Source organism: Clostridium sp. UBA5119 (genome assembly GCF_002414285.1).
Lineage (GTDB): Bacteria > Bacillota > Clostridia > Clostridiales > Clostridiaceae > Clostridium_J > Clostridium_J sulfidigenes.
This window is the reverse complement of record NZ_DHYX01000053.1, coordinates 474-18,289: the sequence shown is the minus strand read 5'-3', so window position 1 is coordinate 18,289 and position 17,816 is coordinate 474. Positions and strand designations below refer to the sequence as shown.

Here is a 17,816-nt window from a genome sequence, read left to right as displayed (position 1 = left end):
AGATTTAATTTAAAAGGAGCTATTTCAAAATAATTCACTACTCTTTACAAAGTGTTAAGTTTCACTAAAATATTGTTGTTAGTGCATACTCCACACCCAATTAAGATTTAGTGTATTTTGAAACAGCCCCTTAATATTAAATTTATTTTTACATTTTTAAATCTAAACTAATTTTAAGAGCAACATCAACTTTAATCATATCTTCATCGGTCATATGACCTATCTTTTCTTTTAATCTTCTTTTGTCTAAAGTTCTAACTTGCTCTAGCAAAACTACCGAGTCTTTATTTAATCCGTATTCTTCAGAAGAAATCTCTACATGAGTTGGAAGTTTTGCCTTATTTATCTGAGAGGTTATAGCTGAAACTATCACAGTTGGACTATATCTATTTCCCACATCATTTTGTATAATTATTACAGGTCTTATTCCACCCTGTTCTGATCCAACCACTGGGCTTAAATCAGCATAAAATATATCGCCTCTCTTTATAACAATTGTCATTAGGCATTCACACTCCTAAAGGCTAGCTTCATATTCACTTAAGTCATTAATATAACTCTCAAAGCCATATTCTGATAATTCTAAATTTAATTCTCTCATAGCTAAATATCCTTGTTTCATTTTCTCTATATAGCTATTACTATTATAGCCTTCACTATATACTATTCCATAATCCATAATTAATTTACTATTTGTTATAAATTGTTTTTTATCTACATCATTAAATTTTTCGCAAAAACTACTACCAAAATTCAGAATAAATTTCTTTGAGCTACCCATGGATTTCATTACCTCCAATTTAAATAACAACTTTATGTACAACTTAATTATAAATCATCAATTGTTATTATGTCAAAGAAATTATCCTTAATTTCTACTTTTTACAACATTTTTTTATACTTTTTACTATACGTAGTTTCTTATGCTGAAAATTTTTCCTTTTTTTGTATATATTCTTGGAATTCTCTTACTTATATCACAAATTATTTCATAATTGACTGTGCCTATAGATTCTGCTACATCATCTGCTGTTATAACATTCCCTATATTATCTTTTCCAATTAATATAACTTCATCCCCAATTTTCACATCAGGTACATCTGTTACATCTATCATGCATTGGTCCATACAAATACGACCCACAACAGGTACTACTTTACCATTCACAATTACTTTAGCCATCCCTGTTAATGCTCTTGAAATACCATCTGCATATCCTATAGGAAGAGTTCCAATTATCCGTTCTGCAGGTGCTTTATATAACCTACCATAACTTACATAATCGCCTTCCTGTATTTTTTTCAAATGAACAATTTTACATTTTAACGACATAACAGGTATTAAGTTAACATTATTTTTATTAACATACTTAGAAGGATAATATCCATAAAGCATAATACCAGCTCTAATTCCATCATATGGTAAGTCAGGAAAATCTATTATAGCAGCACTATTGCTTACATGTTTAAAGGGTATAATTACACCTAATTCTTCAATATATTGATTAAATATATTAAATTTTTCAATTTGAGAATTAGCATAAGTTTTATCTTTCTCATCAGCAGTAGCAAAATGAGTAAATATTCCTACAATTCTTACTCCTTTTAACTTAGTTATCCTATGTACTTCTCTAGCCTGCTCCCTCGTTGTTAAAAATCCAATCCTCCCCATACCTGTATCTACAGCTATATGAATTTTAGCTATTCTATTCTTCTTTATAGCTATGTCTGAAAGTATTTTAGCATCTTCATAATCATATATAGTTTGTTCTAGGTTTAAATCAATAACTTCATCATAAAATTCCTTTGGTGTATATCCCAATATAATAATAGGAGTTTCCACACCAGCTTTTCTTAATTCTATAGCTTCTGTAACAATAGCTACTGCAAATCTATTTATACCTTCATCCATCATAGACTTATATATATCTATAGCTCCATGTCCATATCCATCAGCTTTTATTGTAGCAATTATTTCCTTCCCCTCTGAAACCCTTTTTACTTCCCTTACATTATTCCTTAAAGCATCTAAATCTACTTCTGCCCAAGAGGGTCTTATCTTTTTTCCCATATTACTCACCTTGCTCACCTTTCCAGTTGTCAAGAACTACCTCATAGTAAATACTAGATTCGTTCTTACTGTTTTGTATCATTGTTATAAATCTAACTCCACATCTTCAACCTTATCAGTCCAGTTAAAGTTTTCATAAGTATATATAATTCTTTCTCTACCCTTATTATCATAGATTATTATTTTCTTTGGCCTNNCCTTGAAAAATGTTGTTATTACTTCCAGGAATAACTGTTGTTATCACAAAGTATTCACCATTATTTATTGTTTCAGTTTCAAATTCTAATTCTTCATTTGTATATATTAATCCTATATATTCACCAATAAATCCACATTTAAATACTTCATCAAACCCTTTATCTAAGGTATACTCTTTGATATTCTCCTTATCTTTAACAAGTATCTCATCGCCTTTAAAAGTAAAAGATCTCTTATCCTTTAAATCCAGTTTATATCCTATATCTTTTTTATAGGTTTGAAACCCTTCATACTTATTTGTTTCTCTGTCATTTACAATCTCTATAGTTATATCACTCTTATAGGCTTTAATCTCACTTAAGGAATCAATTGCATTATACTCATCTAAAGTCCTTGTTCTTCCTTTAATCAATAAAGCCACTGTAACGGTTAGGCATATAGCTATAATGAATAGTGTATAAGTTAGTCTTTTTTTCATAAATTCCTCCAATTACTTATTACACTATATGTTTATTATAGTTTTCTTCTCTCTATAACCATATTTATTTTATTATAATTCACAGTTATTTCTATGTATCAATTACTATCCAAAATTTCTTTTATCCCAAAAGGTAATTCTTCTATAATATGGGTAGCATTGACACAGAACATATTCTCTGCTAGTCTGTCACCACAATATCCATGTATAAATGTAGCAATGCATGTAGCTTCTAGAACTTCATATCCCTGAGCAATAAACGAAGTTATAATTCCTGTCAAAGTATCTCCCATTCCACCTGATGCCATTGCACTATTTCCTGTAGTATTCTCAAAAACCTGTGTTCCATCAGTTATTACAGTTCTATGGTCCTTTAATAAAACTATTACATCATACTCATAAGCAAAATTTCTTGTTACTTCTACCCTATTTTCTTTTATTTCATCAACAGATAATCCAGTTAACCTTGCCATCTCTCCATAATGAGGTGTTAATATAATGCTATTATTTTTGCTATGAAGCAGTTCAAGTTTTCCCTGTAGTACATTTAGTCCATCTGCATCAATTACAATAGGGCATTCTGCATTTTCAATCATACTTTTCACTATATTAAAAGTTAACTTAGTATTCCCCATTCCTGGTCCAATAGCAATACAATTAGACTTGACCATAATATTGCCTATTTTTTCACTTTGTTCAAAATTGATTGTCATAGCCTCATTTAACTTTATGCTCATTATCTCCTGTATTTCTTTAGGAATGCAAAGGGTCACTAATCCAGCGCCACTTCTTACTGCACTTTGAGTGGTAAGATATGCAGCACCGGAAAAACCCATAGAGCCAGCTATTATAAATGCTTGTCCATAATCTCCTTTGTAGGTATCATCATCTCTAGCTTTTAATATATTTTGTATCATTTCCTTATCCATTTGTATGGCCCTATGTTTAAATCCTATAAACCCTAATCTATTACTTTTTAATTTATCAAAAGGATTTACCATATTAAACAACCTCCAAAACAGCATAGGCAATAGCACTATCACATCCATGAGAAATACTCAGATGGATAGTTGTATTCCCATTCTTGTTAGCAATATTTTTTGCCTCCCCTTCTAATGTGACTGTAGGTTTACCAAGAGTAGTACTATTTACTATTATATCTCTGAAGTTAAATCCTCTAAATCCTGTTCCTAGTGCTTTTGAAACTGCTTCCTTTGCAGCAAACCTGCCTGCTACATATTCCGGCCTTAAATTCCTAGTTTTCAAGTATTGTATCTCGTTATTTGTAAATATTTTTTCTAAAAACTTTTCATTTTTTTCCATTATATCCTTTATACGTCTTATTTCAACTATATCTACTCCAACTCCTACTATCACCATCTCACCTCCAAACCTAAATATTTCATATACTTATAATTAAATTATAAACATATTTTTACATCTTTAATTTTAATAAATAAATAGGTTAATATCAACTATAACTTATATATATATGAAAATATATGATGATAATATTTTAAATTATCTCATTAATTAAGTTTAATTTTATAAACTACTCATATAAATAATAATAGTTATAATTAATTTGCTATTGCTTGTACAAGTTCGTCAAAATCAGCATAATATGCCTCTATATATTCTTCTATAATATCTATAAGATGTATTGGTGAGACCACATTATTTTTTAATAATCCCAGCAGTTCACTTCCCTTGTATTTATTAGNNTGTTCTTTGTATTGCTTTACATGTTTGCCTTTATTTTTCACTTCACTTTCTATTTCTACACCATATACATCTATAACCCTTCTTTCACCATTCATATGGACCTCTAATTCTGATTGAATTAAATTATAAGTGTATTCTATAGTATTCTCTTCACATACCATGTTAGATTTTAATGTCTCAATTATCATAAAAGCACCCCCAAATAATGTAAAACCATTTATAGCAATAAAATTACACTATTTTATTGCCTAAAGAAATTGTATCACTATATAAAAAAATAATGTGTAAATTCTTGTAGCCAACAATAATATATTCCCCCTCAAAATTTACACCTTATTTCACAAAATTACTTATTCTTTACAGTTATACAATACTATTTGTAATTGTTAATATATCAGTGGATAAAATGTTAATATTATGTGAGTTTTCTTGTCTTTTAATGTAGATTAATTTTTCTTGTTAATATTTTATGTTTTTATTAATGTTATCCACATACTTTTCCACTTTTTGTTCATAAGACTTGTTTATAATATGTGTGGAAAACTTTGCTTCATTATACATATCGGTAACTTCATCAACTTCCATACAGTTATCAACTTTTATCTTAACAATATTACCAAGTTGTCTTGGAGTCATGTATGTCTTAAAAATCTCTTTTTTATTTGCAACTTCTACAAACTCACTATACTTATATAAAACTTCTTCCCTAGGGGTACCCTTCTTTCTAAATATTTTTTTGATTTTATCTATAACTTTTTTATAACCAGGATCCTTTTGTTCAATCTCTTCAATTATTTCAGTATAGCCATCATCTCTATTTAAATTAGTACCCTTTATTATTCTTTTTATGATGCTACTTACAATTAATATTAATATTATTGTTACTATAACCTTCATTATAAATATAAATGTGGGACTTGCTGTTACCATTTCTGGCGTTAATTCTTTTATATTTTTGGGATTTTTATTACCTGCATCTATTCTTCCAAATATATCTTCTAAAGATCCTCGTCTTTCAGTAAATAATTTTTGTAAAGCATTAAAAATCCAAGTCATTGGAACTCCAATAATTTTTACTATTACATCTATTATTAATTCAGTTATAAATTCAATTCCTACATATAAAATTGTAACTATCTTCACAAATATATTATAAAAAAACTCCTGTGTAGTTAATAATGCCAATGAAATTAGAGATATATTTATAATTTTATTGATTTTTGAACTTTTTATATTATAGCAATACCCCATAGTCTCTCTCATAGTAATAACCATCAAAATGAGATATATAATTATACCTCTGAATACAATTTCTGCATAAATAGGCTTGAATATACTACAGATGATTGATGCTATAAAAATATAAGAAATTCCATTTATAAAAATATTTTTATATCTATCATAGTTTATATTTTCATTAGTTTCTCTAAGTAAAACAGCACTGATTAACGCTACAAATATTATATCTACAATGGCAATTACTATTTCTTGAATAAATATTTCGTAAACAATAGTTGGGATTAAAGAAACTGCAATACAAATTTCTACCTTCTTACCTTTTCTTAGTAAATATTTACTAGTTAATATAGATATCATCATTAAAATGAAAATAGAAAATTTCATATCCTTAGAAAATATAAGAGCTGTTGCTATCATCCAAACAATAGATGTTAGCATACTAAATGTTATATCATAATAAATCCTAACTTGTTCAGACCAGCTCATTACTTCATCTCCCCCTTATATGAAATTTTATCAATTCCTTTGATATTTTTAATTTTGTTTTCTCTAGAAACATCTATAATATTTATTTTATAGCCATTTGCCACTAGAATATTTAAAATCCTAATATCTTTTTCATTTAAATAAGTAGTAATTAATACATAGGTACAACTTTTATCAAAATAAGGCATTCTACTCTTTAAGTATTCATTAAGGTCATATTTCACAGCAAGATATATTCTAGTGCAAAACTCCAATATCCTATTAAAACTTCCTACCTTGGGCTCAATTTCATTTATAGAATTTTCATTACAATAAATCAAATGTGCATTGCTCCAAATACCTGTTGGGATACTTTCCTTAGATGCCTTTGCAGCTAATGCAACTGCAATATCTATAGATGTTTCTATAAGCTCTTCATCTATATAATTACAACAAGGATCTCCACATTGTGTATTAAGGATTATAACCATCTGTTGTTCTGAAGTATAATCATAGTCCTTAACCATAAGCTTATCTGCCTTTAAAGAAGTTTTCCAATGAATATCCTTCATTCTATCTTCAACGTTATACTCTCTTACCCCTTTTATATACAAAGGATCCTTATATATCCATCTCCTTACTGTATTGTCTCCTAAAAAATTTGTCACATCAAATCTAAAGTTTCCTATGGATTTTACCTTAGGATAAATTAAAACTTCAATATAATCATTCTGCTCTCTACTTTTAATATTTAGTCCCAACATATCCCCTATAAAAATATTCATGCTCTTTATTATGTAAGCTCCTCTTTTTTTTCCTACTAAAGTATAGGTTCTACTTTTCCTTTGAAATTTACCCATTACATACTTGCATATGTGCCAATTATCATTTCCATATTTGTAAGTAGAAACTTCGCCAACAAATCTTAATTCAACAGGTATTCTTTCTTCCACCACCAAGAATAGAACAGGCATTCTTTTATTGTTTTCTACTTTCATAGCTATTGTAAATTCTTCGCCCACAGTTACTCTATCTGGTTTTATTTCCCTATACACCTTTAAGTTTTCATACCCTTTTTCAGTAATAAAACTCATTATATTTACCAGTATAATTACAATTGCTGCAAGAACAAATATTTGAAGTATCATAATACACCTCTATTGCCTATTTATTGGAGTTTCTATAGTTGCGAGAATGTTTTGTATAACTCTTTCACTCTTCTCACTGCCACTATTTATTTCACTTTTCAAGATAATTCTATGACTCATTATAGGTACTGCAAGCTCTTTCACATCTTCAAGAATCACATAATCTCTTTCTCTAATAGCAGCTAATGCTTGACAACCTTTCATAAGATTTAATGTAGCTCTAGGACTACATCCTAATTCTATTTCACTGTTAGTTCTAGTGGCATTGACTAAATCTACTATGTATCTTCTTATTTCATCACTAACATGAACTTTATTATAATTCTCTTGAACATAGTTTATTTCTTCTATAGTTATAGCAGACTCTAGGGAGTCTAGTGGATCTTTTCCTATAAACCTGTCCATCATTTTTATTTCTTCATCATAGCTTGGATATCCCATAGATAGTCTCATAAAAAATCTATCTAATTGAGCTTCTGGTAACGGGAATGTACCAAATTGTTCTACTGGATTTTGAGTTGCTATAACAAAGAATGGCCTCTTTAACTTTATCGTATTTCCTTCTACTGTTATCTGTCTCTCTTCCATACACTCAAGTAAAGCAGATTGTGTTCTTGGCGTAGCTCTATTTATTTCGTCAGCTAAAACAATTTGACTTAGAAGAGGTCCTTCCCTAAATTCAAATTCTTTTGATTGTTGATTATAAAAATATATTCCTGTTAAGTCCGAAGGTAATAAGTCTGGTGTAAATTGAATTCTTTTAAAGCTACAATTCATAGTTTTTGACAATGTTTTGCACAGTTTAGTTTTCCCAAGTCCTGGAACATCTTCTAATAATACATGACCAGAAGTTATAAATGACACTATTATTTTATCAATTATATGCTCTTTACCAATTATAACTTTAGATATGTTTTCCATTGCTTTTTCTCTAAATACTTTAAATTTTTCAAGCTCCATAATAAACTCCTCTACCCTTATATTTTGCTTAACTTTAATCTATATTTTATGCCCAAAATTTACCATTTTAAATAAGATTAAAGTTTTGCTTTATGAATTTATTATACTCTTAATATGGCTATTATCCAAATATTTTTAATATACTAACCTATGACTTTTTAATAAATAAATATTTTTTTACTTATTATTAATTAATTTAAAAAAGCCTAGTCTATTGTGATATTACAATAGAATAAGCTTTACTGATTAAAAATATTGTTTAGATTGTTATACACATATATGCGATTTACTAAAATAATAATTTAAGTCATGTGGATTTAACCAATTTCTTCTTTAGGCTTCTTAGTATTCATGAACTGAAATTCATCTGCTATAACTTCTGATATGTACTTTTTCTGTCCATCTTCACCTTCATAATGCCTACTTTGAAGTCTACCAGTTACACTAATAACACTTCCTTTAATTAGATATTCATTAACAATTTCTGCTTTTTTTCCTCTTAATACTACTGGAATGAAATCTACATGTTTTTCTCCCGATGCAGTTTTATAAGGTCTATCTACAGCCAAAACCAATCTAGTAAAAACCTTACTACTATCTTCAAAAACTTTAATTTCAGGGTCTCGTGTCAATCTACCAACTAAAACTATTCTATTCATCATATACCTCCAAAAAACATATCATTTTTTGTAATTTTACCCATGAATATATTTTTTAAACATATTATTAAAAATATCTTAACCATTCTTTTAATGTATGAAAAATAAAATACTATTGGAATAACTATCCCAATAGCATTTTAAATATTCTTATCTATATATATCTGAAAACTCAATTTTTATTCTTTCTAAATTATATTTATCAGCATGATAAAGATTTGTTGAACAAAATTGATTTTTAGAAAGAATGTTTGGAAGTTCTACAATAAATTCACTTCCTCCATTAACAATACTTTTTACATATGTCTTTCCACCATGATTTTCAACTATAGATTTTACTAGGGACAATCCTATTCCACTCCCCTCGTGAGATCTGGTAAATAGATCCTCACCTTGCACAAATCTATCAAATATCTTTTCCTGAAGTTCTTCTGGAATACCAATTCCATTATCCTTCACTGAAATTTGAATCTTGTCCCCTAAATCATGAATAGATACCATAATAGTTCCGTCATCCTTAGAAAATTTAACTGCATTTGATAATAGGTTTAATATTATTCTCTCTATATTTTCTCTATCAATTCCTATAATTTTTTCTTCAATATCAGTATCGAATATTAAAGTCATACCTTTACTTTCCACATACTCTACTGCAGCCATAGTTATATCCTCTACTATAGCTACTATATCATAATTGCCAAAATTCATTTTTAAGTTACCTACATCAATTCTAGTAACATCTATTAAGTTATTTATTAGTCTTAATAATCTATAGCTATTTACTTTCATTAAATCTAGATATCTATCCAATTGCTCATCATTTTTATCTTTATAATTGTATTGCAATACTTGTACAGTACTTAATATTATATTCAATGGTGTTTTTAACTCATGGGACATATTAGATATAAATTCAGTTTTTAACTTATCATATTTTATAGCTTGTTCCAATTTAACTTTATTTAATTGAGCCTTTTTGCGTTCTGTAACTTCTTGAATTAAAAACACTACAGATCTTCCATAACTAAAATTTATTCCGAAACTTGCAATCTCAGCATCTATTAATGCTCCATATCCCCTTCTCACTTTAACTTCCTTAAACTCTGTAGATTTCCCTCTAAATTGAGCATCAAAATACATTTCTTTAACTACATCTTTATATTCTTCATCTACTATATCTATATAGGATAAATTTTTTAATTCATCTATTCCATTAAGTCCTAAAATATTAACTAAAGCCTCATTACCTATTTCAAGCTTACCATCAGAATATATAACCATACCAAAGGGTAAAAGTTTAAGAAGTTCAACATAATTATCCCTATTGCTTATTACAGCTTCCTCTACTTTTATTCTTCTTGTTATATCCCTAATTAAAAATATAGAATATATATCATTATCATTGACAAAACACATGGGCGTAACTTCACAATACACAATGCTCCCATCTTCTCTAATAAACTTTCTTTCTACTATGTTCAAACTAGAATTATATTTAGAATACTGTTTTTTTAAAAACTCATCATTATATTGTATAGAATCTAACTTAATTATTTCAAAAATACTTTTACCTAAAAAAGTATCACTTTTAAAGTCTCCAATTATATCCATAGCAACTTTATTTATATAACTAATTCTATTTTCCTTTTCTATTACAATTCCAGTGGTACTATTAGCAAAAATAGCTTTATAAAAATTTATATTTAAGTCTATTTCTTTTGTTGAGATGAAGGCTTCATCTTCATCTTTATCTACTACAATATATTTAAATTCTTCATGCTCCTCTAATTTGCTACTATCTTTATTGATATCTTCTGATTTAAAATGGAGATTATTGCTTGCTATATTTTTCAACAACATTAAGGTGCCTTCATTATTACCAACCTTTATACTTCTAAAAACTAATTCTATTTCTATTTCTTTATATATTCTTGTATCTATACTTGCACGAATTCTCTCACTTCTATCATTTTTTATAAAATCCTTTACATCAAAGACACCACTCTTCAACGTAGAGAACTTTATCATTGTATTTATATCCAACTCTTCAATCGAATCTATACTTTGAACTCCTAAAAATTCTAACGCTCCTTCATTGCAGTATTTAATTTCACTATTACTATCTATAACTATAATAGGTTCCGAAATGTTGTTGTAAAACTCCAAATCTTCCTTATTTTTAAACTCCATTATTTATCCTCCAATTTTAACGTTACTCAATGTACCACTTAATCATTTTACACTAAAATTAATACTTTTTTTACTACATTTTTCTACTATTATTCTACATTTTTTTCTTGACAGGTTGATGAGAATAAGTCTCTGTACCTCTTCTGAGTAAAAACAATAAAATTTGATATACAAAATAAAAACTGATATATACCATTGGAATTATATACCAGTTTTTATACATTATTATTAAATTATATATGCTTTAAATTAAATTTTTCTTCCAAAAAATTTTTAAAGTTATCTTTCAAATCTTGTCTTTTTAAAGCAAATTCTACTGTAGCTTCTAAAAATCCTAATTTATCACCTACATCATATCTTCTACCTTCAAAAATATAAGCATGCATACTTTCCTTTTCCATTAGAGTTTTTAAACCATCAGTTAATTGTATTTCATTTCCTTTTCCTGGCTTAGTATCTTCTAGTATGTCAAATATTTCAGGAGTTATAATATATCTACCTAAAATAGCCACATTAGATGGCGTTTCTTCAACCTTTGGCTTTTCCACTAAATCCTTAACTACATACTCCCTATCATTAATTTTATTGCCTTTTACAATTCCATATTTATTTACATTTTCTTTGGCTACCTCTTGAACTCCTAAAATTGAAGTACCATGCTTATCATAAGCATCCATTAATTGCTTTAAACAAGGAACTTCACTATCTACTATGTCATCTCCTAGCATAACTGCAAAGGGTTCATTTCCAACAAAAGCTTTAGCACAACTTATGGCATGACCTAACCCCTTTGGATTCTTTTGCCTAATATAATGGATATTAGCCATGTTAGTTGACTTATGGACTAACTCTAAAAGTTCCTTCTTCCCATCTCTCTCAAGATTCATTTCTAGCTCTACAGCTCTATCAAAATGATCTTCTATAGCTTTTTTATTTCTACCTGTTATTATAAGTATTTCTTCTATACCTGAAGCCACAGCTTCTTCTACTATATACTCTATAGTAGGTCTATCTACAATAGGAATCATCTCTTTAGGCACTGCTTTTGTAGCTGGTAGGAATCTAGTTCCTAAACCTGCTGCTGGAATTATAGCCTTTCTAACCTTCATCTCATACCCTCCATTACCATTGACCTTATATATTCTACATCATTGTCATTCTTCTTCATTATCTTAACACAATATTACAAATAATTAAACTAAACATTCTCATAAGTGTTAATATTAAACATGAATTTCTTATATTTTGAAGTTATTTTCTTTATCATACATTAATAACGCATTCAGTTCTCCTCCTAATAAAATTGTAGTAGATGTTATTTGTAACCAAACCATCAAAACAATAACCACTCCTATGCTTCCGTAAATATCAGTATATTTCCCATAGTTGTTTACATAAAATGCAAACCCCATTGATAAAATTATCCAAGCAATACTTGTGAATATAGCCCCTGGCAAGGCCTCTCTGCATTTTATTCGTCTTGAAGGTATAAGCTTATATATAGCTGTAAATATAACTATCATACCTGCAAAACCAATTGGGTACCTTAAATATCGTATAAAATAAAATAACTTAATATCAAGATCTAACCATTGAACTAATTCTAAACTTATCATCTCTCCAAAGACTAAAAAACCTAGTATAAATATTATCATAAAAGATGTCACTATCATAAATAAAACGGAGAGTACTATTAACTTTATCTTGTTTTTATCTTCCTCTTCATTATATGCTCTGTTTAGCCCATATCTTATGGCTCTAAAGGCTCTAGATGCTGTATAGAGGGAGAACATTAATGAAAAAGATAATAGGTTTCCATTTCTAGTTTGTAACAATTGAAGAGCTAAAGTAGATACTAATTTATATAATTCCTCTGGCATTATATTTTGTAAACTTCCAATCACTTCTATGGGATCTACGTTTATAAATCCAACTAGAGTTAATAATAAAATCAAAAATGGGAAAAATGAAAACAGCATATCAAAAGCTAACTGTGAAGCTAATGAAGATATATGATGGTTCTTATATCTCAATGCCATTTTTACTGTGTTTTCAGTTATTTTCATAGGCAATACCCCTACCCTTTACATTATTCTATTGTCTATATATTATAATATTAACCTCTTTATCTAGGCAGTATATAGACAGTATGAAGAATTTATAAACTCAATTAAAAATTGACCTATTATTGTAGCTAAGTTTCCCTTAATTATACCACTTTATTTAACATAATTAAATAAATCACCCTTCATATGATTTAGTATTAACTTTATTACAAAATAATAAATTTCTTAGTATTATTATGAATAATAACTTTAAAATATATTATAATTAGTAATATAAGGGGTGATATTGTGAAAATTGGATTGGTACAGAATAATATTTTATGGGAAAATAAGCAATTTAACTTATCGGCAAGCAAAGAATTTTTTAAAAAAGCTAAAGAGCTAAAAATAGACCTACTTTTATTTCCTGAACTCTCCTTTACTGGCTTTACAATGCACATAGAAAAATTAAAAGAATTTGATTTTTCTACGGTTTCCTACATTGCTAGTTTATGCAAAGGTTATTGCATTAATGCAGGAATTGGTTATATTCAGGGTATTACTAATGATATAAAGGGTAAAAATAATTATACAATAATATCTTCTAGTGGAAATATTCTATGTAACTACTCTAAAATACATCCTTTCTCCTATGGCGAAGAAAGTAAATACTACATTGGTGGTGAGAAAATATGCTTTGCACAAATTGATGAAATAACCCTTTCACCTTTTATATGCTATGACTTAAGATTCCCTGAAATCTTTCAAATAGCTTCAAAAAAATGTGACTTAATTACTGTAGCTGCTAATTGGCCTGAAAGTAGAAAAGAACACTGGATAACCTTGCTTAGAAGTAGAGCTATTGAAAATCAATGCTATATTGCTGGAGTTAATAGAATTGGTATTGGTAATAGTATAAACTATAGTGGAAATTCTTTAATTATAGACCCTTTAGGTAAAATCATAGATAGCACAGAGGAGGGTGTGGAGGATATTCTCACAGCAAACATAGATAGATCTTTAGTTAGCAGAGTCAGAAATTCCTTTAAAGTAAAAGAGGACAGACGAGAATTACTTTATAATAAATTACAAACTGATAACATATAAAATATAATATTGTNNNATATTGTTGATATTTTTATTAAAATATTATATAATAAATATTATTAAATAACTTTAATTATTAAAAGAGGTGTTAACATGGTAGATAAAGTTTTAGAAGTACTGAAAAATTCATCTGAGCCATTAAAAGCTGGAGAAATTGCTGAAAAGGCTGGTATTGACAAAAAAGAGGTAGATAAAGCTATAAAATCACTTAAAGCAGAGGATAAAATAGAATCTCCGAAAAGATGCTATTATGCTTCAAAATAGTTACTAATTTATAATTTAAAGCAAATTAATCTTAAACTAAATTGAGCCTTCACTGATATTCTTAAAGTGAAGGCTCTAATATTTATTATTTTTTTGTATATTCTCTAAAAGCTATGTCTATAGAACTATTTAAATAACCTTATATTATAATGTAATATAATTATAAATAACTTCTATTCCTTCTTCTATATCTTTATAATTAACCATTTCCATATTTGTATCCTTATATCTTACAGGATAAATCAAAGTTCCAGTCTTAACTCCTACTCCCTCTTTATGGATTGTTTTACCATCACCTTGAGTTTCACCAAAGATATAATGTGGATTTTTATCTATTTTCTCATAAACTTTTTCCAATTGTTCTTTCACTTCATGATGCATTAACAAAGTCCTATCCATGAACTTTATTCCTGTACCCTTTCCTAAAGAAAACTTCCCACTTCCCCCTAATGTATCTCCAGCATTTTCTCCATCTATAACTAAAGCATACATAGGATTTATTTCATAAGCTGCTGCCCTTGCTCCTCTTCCTCCTAAAGTGTTTTGAGTTGAAAATACAAAATATATTTCCTTATCTAACTTCTCTAATGATTCTTTATTTTCTATAAGCTTTTCTATAGATTTCAGTGACATGTAACAGCCTACTCTATTATCTAAAGCAGGTGCAATTATATTCTTTTCTTCTTCTATAAAATTAGATGTAATAATACATACATCCCCTTCTCTTACTAGTTCTAAAGCCTCTTCTCTACTTTCTACTCCTAAATCTATATACATGTCATCTATTTTAGGACTATCTTTAGTTCCGCAAACTCTTCCTGAATTTCCATTTTCAAATTCTACCATATTATTCACAAAGGCAGCTTCATCAAATTCTCCTACTTTTCCAATTCTCAAGAAACCATTATCTTCAATATACATAACTATAAATCCCATGGTATCCATATGAGAAGAAATCATAATTTTCTTTTCTTCCTCCCCATTACCTTTACCTATTTTAGCTATAACATTTCCCATGTTATCTACCTTATTTTCAACTTCTAGTGAATTTAATTGCTCAACAATTACACTTCTAACCTCTTCTTCATGTCCACTAACTCCAAATGCTCCTACTAAATCTTCAAATAATTTATTCATCACAAATACCTCCAAAATCTATAGTGTTTTTAAGTATTCTACTAATAATTTAACTGTATTCTTTATGTCTTCCTTTGATGCTACTGAAACTGAAGAATGGATATATCTACATGGAACTGAAATAGTAGCAATCTTTGCCCCACATCCTGTGCCATGAAAAGTAGCTGCATCATTTCCTCCAGCTATAGCTTTTCTTCTTTGATATGGAATATTTAAATTATTCCCTACTTCCATAATGTCATCAGCCACATCAACATCGAATATACTAGTTAAATCCATTATTGATATAGCTGGTCCTCTGCCAACTTCAGTAGCTCTTAAGTGCTTAGGAACACATGGCATATCTGCACATATTGTACCCTCTAAATCAATTCCTAAATCTCCCTTTAAATTTAAAGACGAAATGAAAGCACCTCTTTCTCCAACTTCTTCTTGAACTGCAAACACTCCATATAGGTCTACATCATAATTTTCTTTTAATGCCTCCATTAGTACAAAGCATCCTACTCTATCATCAAAGGCCTTTCCCTTTACAAGACCTTCTCCGAATTCATCATATTCTGTATCAAAAACTACATACTCCCCTAGATCTATAAGCTCCTCACTTTGTTTTCTAGACCTAGCTCCTATATCAATACAGCAATCACTATAATTTAGACCCTTTTCTCTCTCCTCTGCTCCTTGAAGGTGAATTGGTTTTGCTCCAATAACTCCTGGTATTTTATTAGACCCTATAAGTACAGTCTTAGAAGGTATTATCTTAGCATTTACCCCTCCTAAAGCACTAAATCTTAAGCTTCCATCCTCATTGTAGCCAGTTATTATAAAACCTACCTCATCCATATGAGCATCAACTATTACTTTTTTTCCTTTCCCCTTTTTATGAACAATAATATTTCCCATTCTATCTATAAAAATCTCATCTACATAAGGGGTAACCTGTTCTTTAATAAAGCCCCTTACTTCTCCCTCAAATCCTGAAGGACCACTTAAAGAAGTCAATTTATCTAAAATACCATTCTTTTGAAGAATCTCATCTAAAAACATACTAATTCCTCCAATTCTTCACTCTTTATACTTTCTATTAGTTTTGCCATCATATATCCTGTGTTTTTTATATCATCCATATTTACTGTTTCCACTGAAGTATGCATGTATTTTATAGGAATTGATATAAGAAGTGTAGCAACACCTTCACCAGCTACTTGAATATCCCAAGCATCTGTTCCTGTATTTCCGGCTTCCACTTCTAATTGAAATGGAATATTATATTCTTTACAAACCTTCATAAGATGCTTTCTAACCTTAGGATGAATATTAGGACCTATACAGATTACTCCACCCTTACCTAGTTCAGTATCACCATGTTCAAGACCATACATTCCACAATCGAAGGTAACATCTACAGCAATACCTATATCTGGATTAATTCTATTAGTAGCAGTTTTAGCACCTCTATGGCCTACTTCCTCTTGAGCGGAGCATACAAAATAAACATCCATATCGTGTTCTATATTTTTAAGTTCCTTAGCACATCTATATAAAGCTACAACTCCACCTCTATCGTCAACAGTTTTAACACTTACATTATTATTTAAAAGTTCTTTATAGTTTCCTTTAACAGTAACATAATCTCCTGGTTTAACTATGTTCTCTAAAGACTCCTTAGAATACCCTGTATCAATCAATAAAGAATCTATAGTTACTGCTTTTTTTCGATCTTCATCCTTCATTAAGTGAGGCGGCTTAATTCCTATAATACCGTGAATAGCTTCTTTTCCATGGATTATAACCTCTTTAGAAACTAAAGTCTTAGGATCAATACCATTACCTTTAAATGCTAAAAATCCATTCTCTTTTACCTCTGTTATAATCATAAATACTTCATCTAAGTGAGCCATAAGCATGATTTTACCTTTGCCCTTACCCTTCTTATGAATAATTATATTATTTAAATTATCCCTAGTAACTTGTCCAAATTCTGAAAATATCTCTGTCACATAATCTCCAAGCCAGTGTTCTCTTCCACTAGGTCCATGAGACATACAAAGTGTTTTTAGTAACTCTTTATCCTCCATAATCATAAGCCTCCCCTTCTAATCCAAAATACATTTATCCGATGACTACCAG

19 protein-coding genes are annotated in these 17,816 nt (G+C 28.9%); 2 read left to right on the top strand and 17 right to left on the bottom strand.

The window, feature by feature from the left end:
- Window positions 1-148: 148 nt before the first annotated feature.
- From B2671_RS08290 to B2671_RS08225, 14 genes are all read right to left on the bottom strand, one after another.
- The gene (locus B2671_RS08290) at window positions 149-502 is read right to left on the bottom strand and encodes a type II toxin-antitoxin system PemK/MazF family toxin (RefSeq protein ID WP_035132183.1); all 354 of its coding nucleotides are present in this window, start codon (window positions 500-502) and stop codon (window positions 149-151) included.
- Between the two features lie 15 nt (window positions 503-517).
- Window positions 518-790, bottom strand: coding sequence for a CopG family transcriptional regulator (locus B2671_RS08285; protein WP_198028572.1), 273 nt, complete (start codon window positions 788-790; stop codon window positions 518-520).
- Between the two features lie 117 nt (window positions 791-907).
- Window positions 908-2,071 (bottom strand): alanine racemase, encoded by a 1,164-nt coding sequence (gene alr / locus B2671_RS08280; protein WP_346869987.1) that lies wholly within the window; start codon window positions 2,069-2,071, stop codon window positions 908-910.
- Window positions 2,072-2,240: 169 nt separating this feature from the next.
- The gene (locus B2671_RS08275; protein WP_346869986.1) at window positions 2,241-2,747 is read right to left on the bottom strand and encodes a germination lipoprotein GerS-related protein; all 507 of its coding nucleotides are present in this window, start codon (window positions 2,745-2,747) and stop codon (window positions 2,241-2,243) included.
- Between the two features lie 98 nt (window positions 2,748-2,845).
- Entirely contained in the window at window positions 2,846-3,748 is a 903-nt protein-coding gene (locus tag B2671_RS08270; RefSeq protein WP_346869985.1) for an NAD(P)H-hydrate dehydratase, read from the bottom strand.
- Window position 3,749: 1 nt separating this feature from the next.
- Window positions 3,750-4,124: a holo-ACP synthase gene (locus B2671_RS08265; protein ID WP_346870008.1), complete on the bottom strand. Its 375-nt coding sequence runs from the start codon at window positions 4,122-4,124 to the stop codon at window positions 3,750-3,752.
- Between the two features lie 203 nt (window positions 4,125-4,327).
- The gene (locus tag B2671_RS08260; protein WP_422653231.1) at window positions 4,328-4,633 is read right to left on the bottom strand and encodes a DUF6514 family protein; all 306 of its coding nucleotides are present in this window, start codon (window positions 4,631-4,633) and stop codon (window positions 4,328-4,330) included.
- Window positions 4,634-4,931: 298 nt separating this feature from the next.
- Complete coding sequence (locus B2671_RS08255) at window positions 4,932-6,197, bottom strand: hypothetical protein (protein ID WP_346869983.1); 1,266 nt, start codon at window positions 6,195-6,197, stop codon at window positions 4,932-4,934.
- Entirely contained in the window at window positions 6,197-7,324 is a 1,128-nt protein-coding gene (locus B2671_RS08250; protein ID WP_346869982.1) for a DUF58 domain-containing protein, read from the bottom strand. Before B2671_RS08250 ends, B2671_RS08255 begins: the two co-directional genes overlap by 1 nt.
- A gap of 9 nt (window positions 7,325-7,333) precedes the next feature.
- Window positions 7,334-8,284, bottom strand: coding sequence for a MoxR family ATPase (locus tag B2671_RS08245; RefSeq protein WP_346869981.1), 951 nt, complete (start codon window positions 8,282-8,284; stop codon window positions 7,334-7,336).
- Between the two features lie 317 nt (window positions 8,285-8,601).
- A complete protein-coding gene (locus B2671_RS08240; RefSeq protein WP_035132193.1) occupies window positions 8,602-8,943 on the bottom strand; it encodes a single-stranded DNA-binding protein in 342 nt (113 codons plus the stop codon).
- Between the two features lie 150 nt (window positions 8,944-9,093).
- Window positions 9,094-11,133, bottom strand: a complete 2,040-nt coding sequence (locus B2671_RS08235) for a PAS domain-containing sensor histidine kinase (RefSeq protein ID WP_346869980.1) — start codon at window positions 11,131-11,133, stop codon at window positions 9,094-9,096.
- A 233-nt stretch (window positions 11,134-11,366) separates the two neighbouring features.
- Window positions 11,367-12,242, bottom strand: a complete 876-nt coding sequence (gene galU / locus B2671_RS08230; protein WP_346869979.1) for a UTP--glucose-1-phosphate uridylyltransferase GalU — start codon at window positions 12,240-12,242, stop codon at window positions 11,367-11,369.
- A gap of 129 nt (window positions 12,243-12,371) precedes the next feature.
- On the bottom strand, window positions 12,372-13,199 hold the full coding sequence (locus tag B2671_RS08225) for a YihY/virulence factor BrkB family protein (protein WP_346869978.1): 828 nt from the start codon (window positions 13,197-13,199) through the stop codon (window positions 12,372-12,374).
- 288 nt (window positions 13,200-13,487) lie between these two features.
- Between B2671_RS08225 and B2671_RS08220 the strand changes: the two genes are divergently transcribed.
- Window positions 13,488-14,285: a nitrilase-related carbon-nitrogen hydrolase gene (locus B2671_RS08220; protein ID WP_346869977.1), complete on the top strand. Its 798-nt coding sequence runs from the start codon at window positions 13,488-13,490 to the stop codon at window positions 14,283-14,285.
- A gap of 93 nt (window positions 14,286-14,378) precedes the next feature.
- Window positions 14,379-14,549, top strand: coding sequence for an HTH domain-containing protein (locus B2671_RS08215; RefSeq protein ID WP_346869976.1), 171 nt, complete (start codon window positions 14,379-14,381; stop codon window positions 14,547-14,549).
- Between the two features lie 144 nt (window positions 14,550-14,693).
- Here B2671_RS08215 and B2671_RS08210 read toward each other — a convergent pair whose 3' ends face one another.
- Genes B2671_RS08210 through B2671_RS08200 form a run of 3 tightly spaced genes read right to left on the bottom strand, consistent with a single transcriptional unit; the run spans window position 14,694 to window position 17,764 of the window.
- Window positions 14,694-15,686: a hypothetical protein gene (locus B2671_RS08210; RefSeq protein WP_346869975.1), complete on the bottom strand. Its 993-nt coding sequence runs from the start codon at window positions 15,684-15,686 to the stop codon at window positions 14,694-14,696.
- Between the two features lie 18 nt (window positions 15,687-15,704).
- Window positions 15,705-16,733 carry a M42 family peptidase gene (locus tag B2671_RS08205; protein ID WP_346869974.1) on the bottom strand — a complete coding sequence of 343 codons (1,029 nt, stop codon included), beginning with the start codon at window positions 16,731-16,733 and terminating at the stop codon, window positions 15,705-15,707.
- A complete protein-coding gene (locus tag B2671_RS08200; protein ID WP_346869973.1) occupies window positions 16,724-17,764 on the bottom strand; it encodes a M20/M25/M40 family metallo-hydrolase in 1,041 nt (346 codons plus the stop codon). The genes B2671_RS08205 and B2671_RS08200 overlap by 10 nt, the downstream gene beginning before the upstream one ends.
- Window positions 17,765-17,816: the final 52 nt, after the last annotated feature.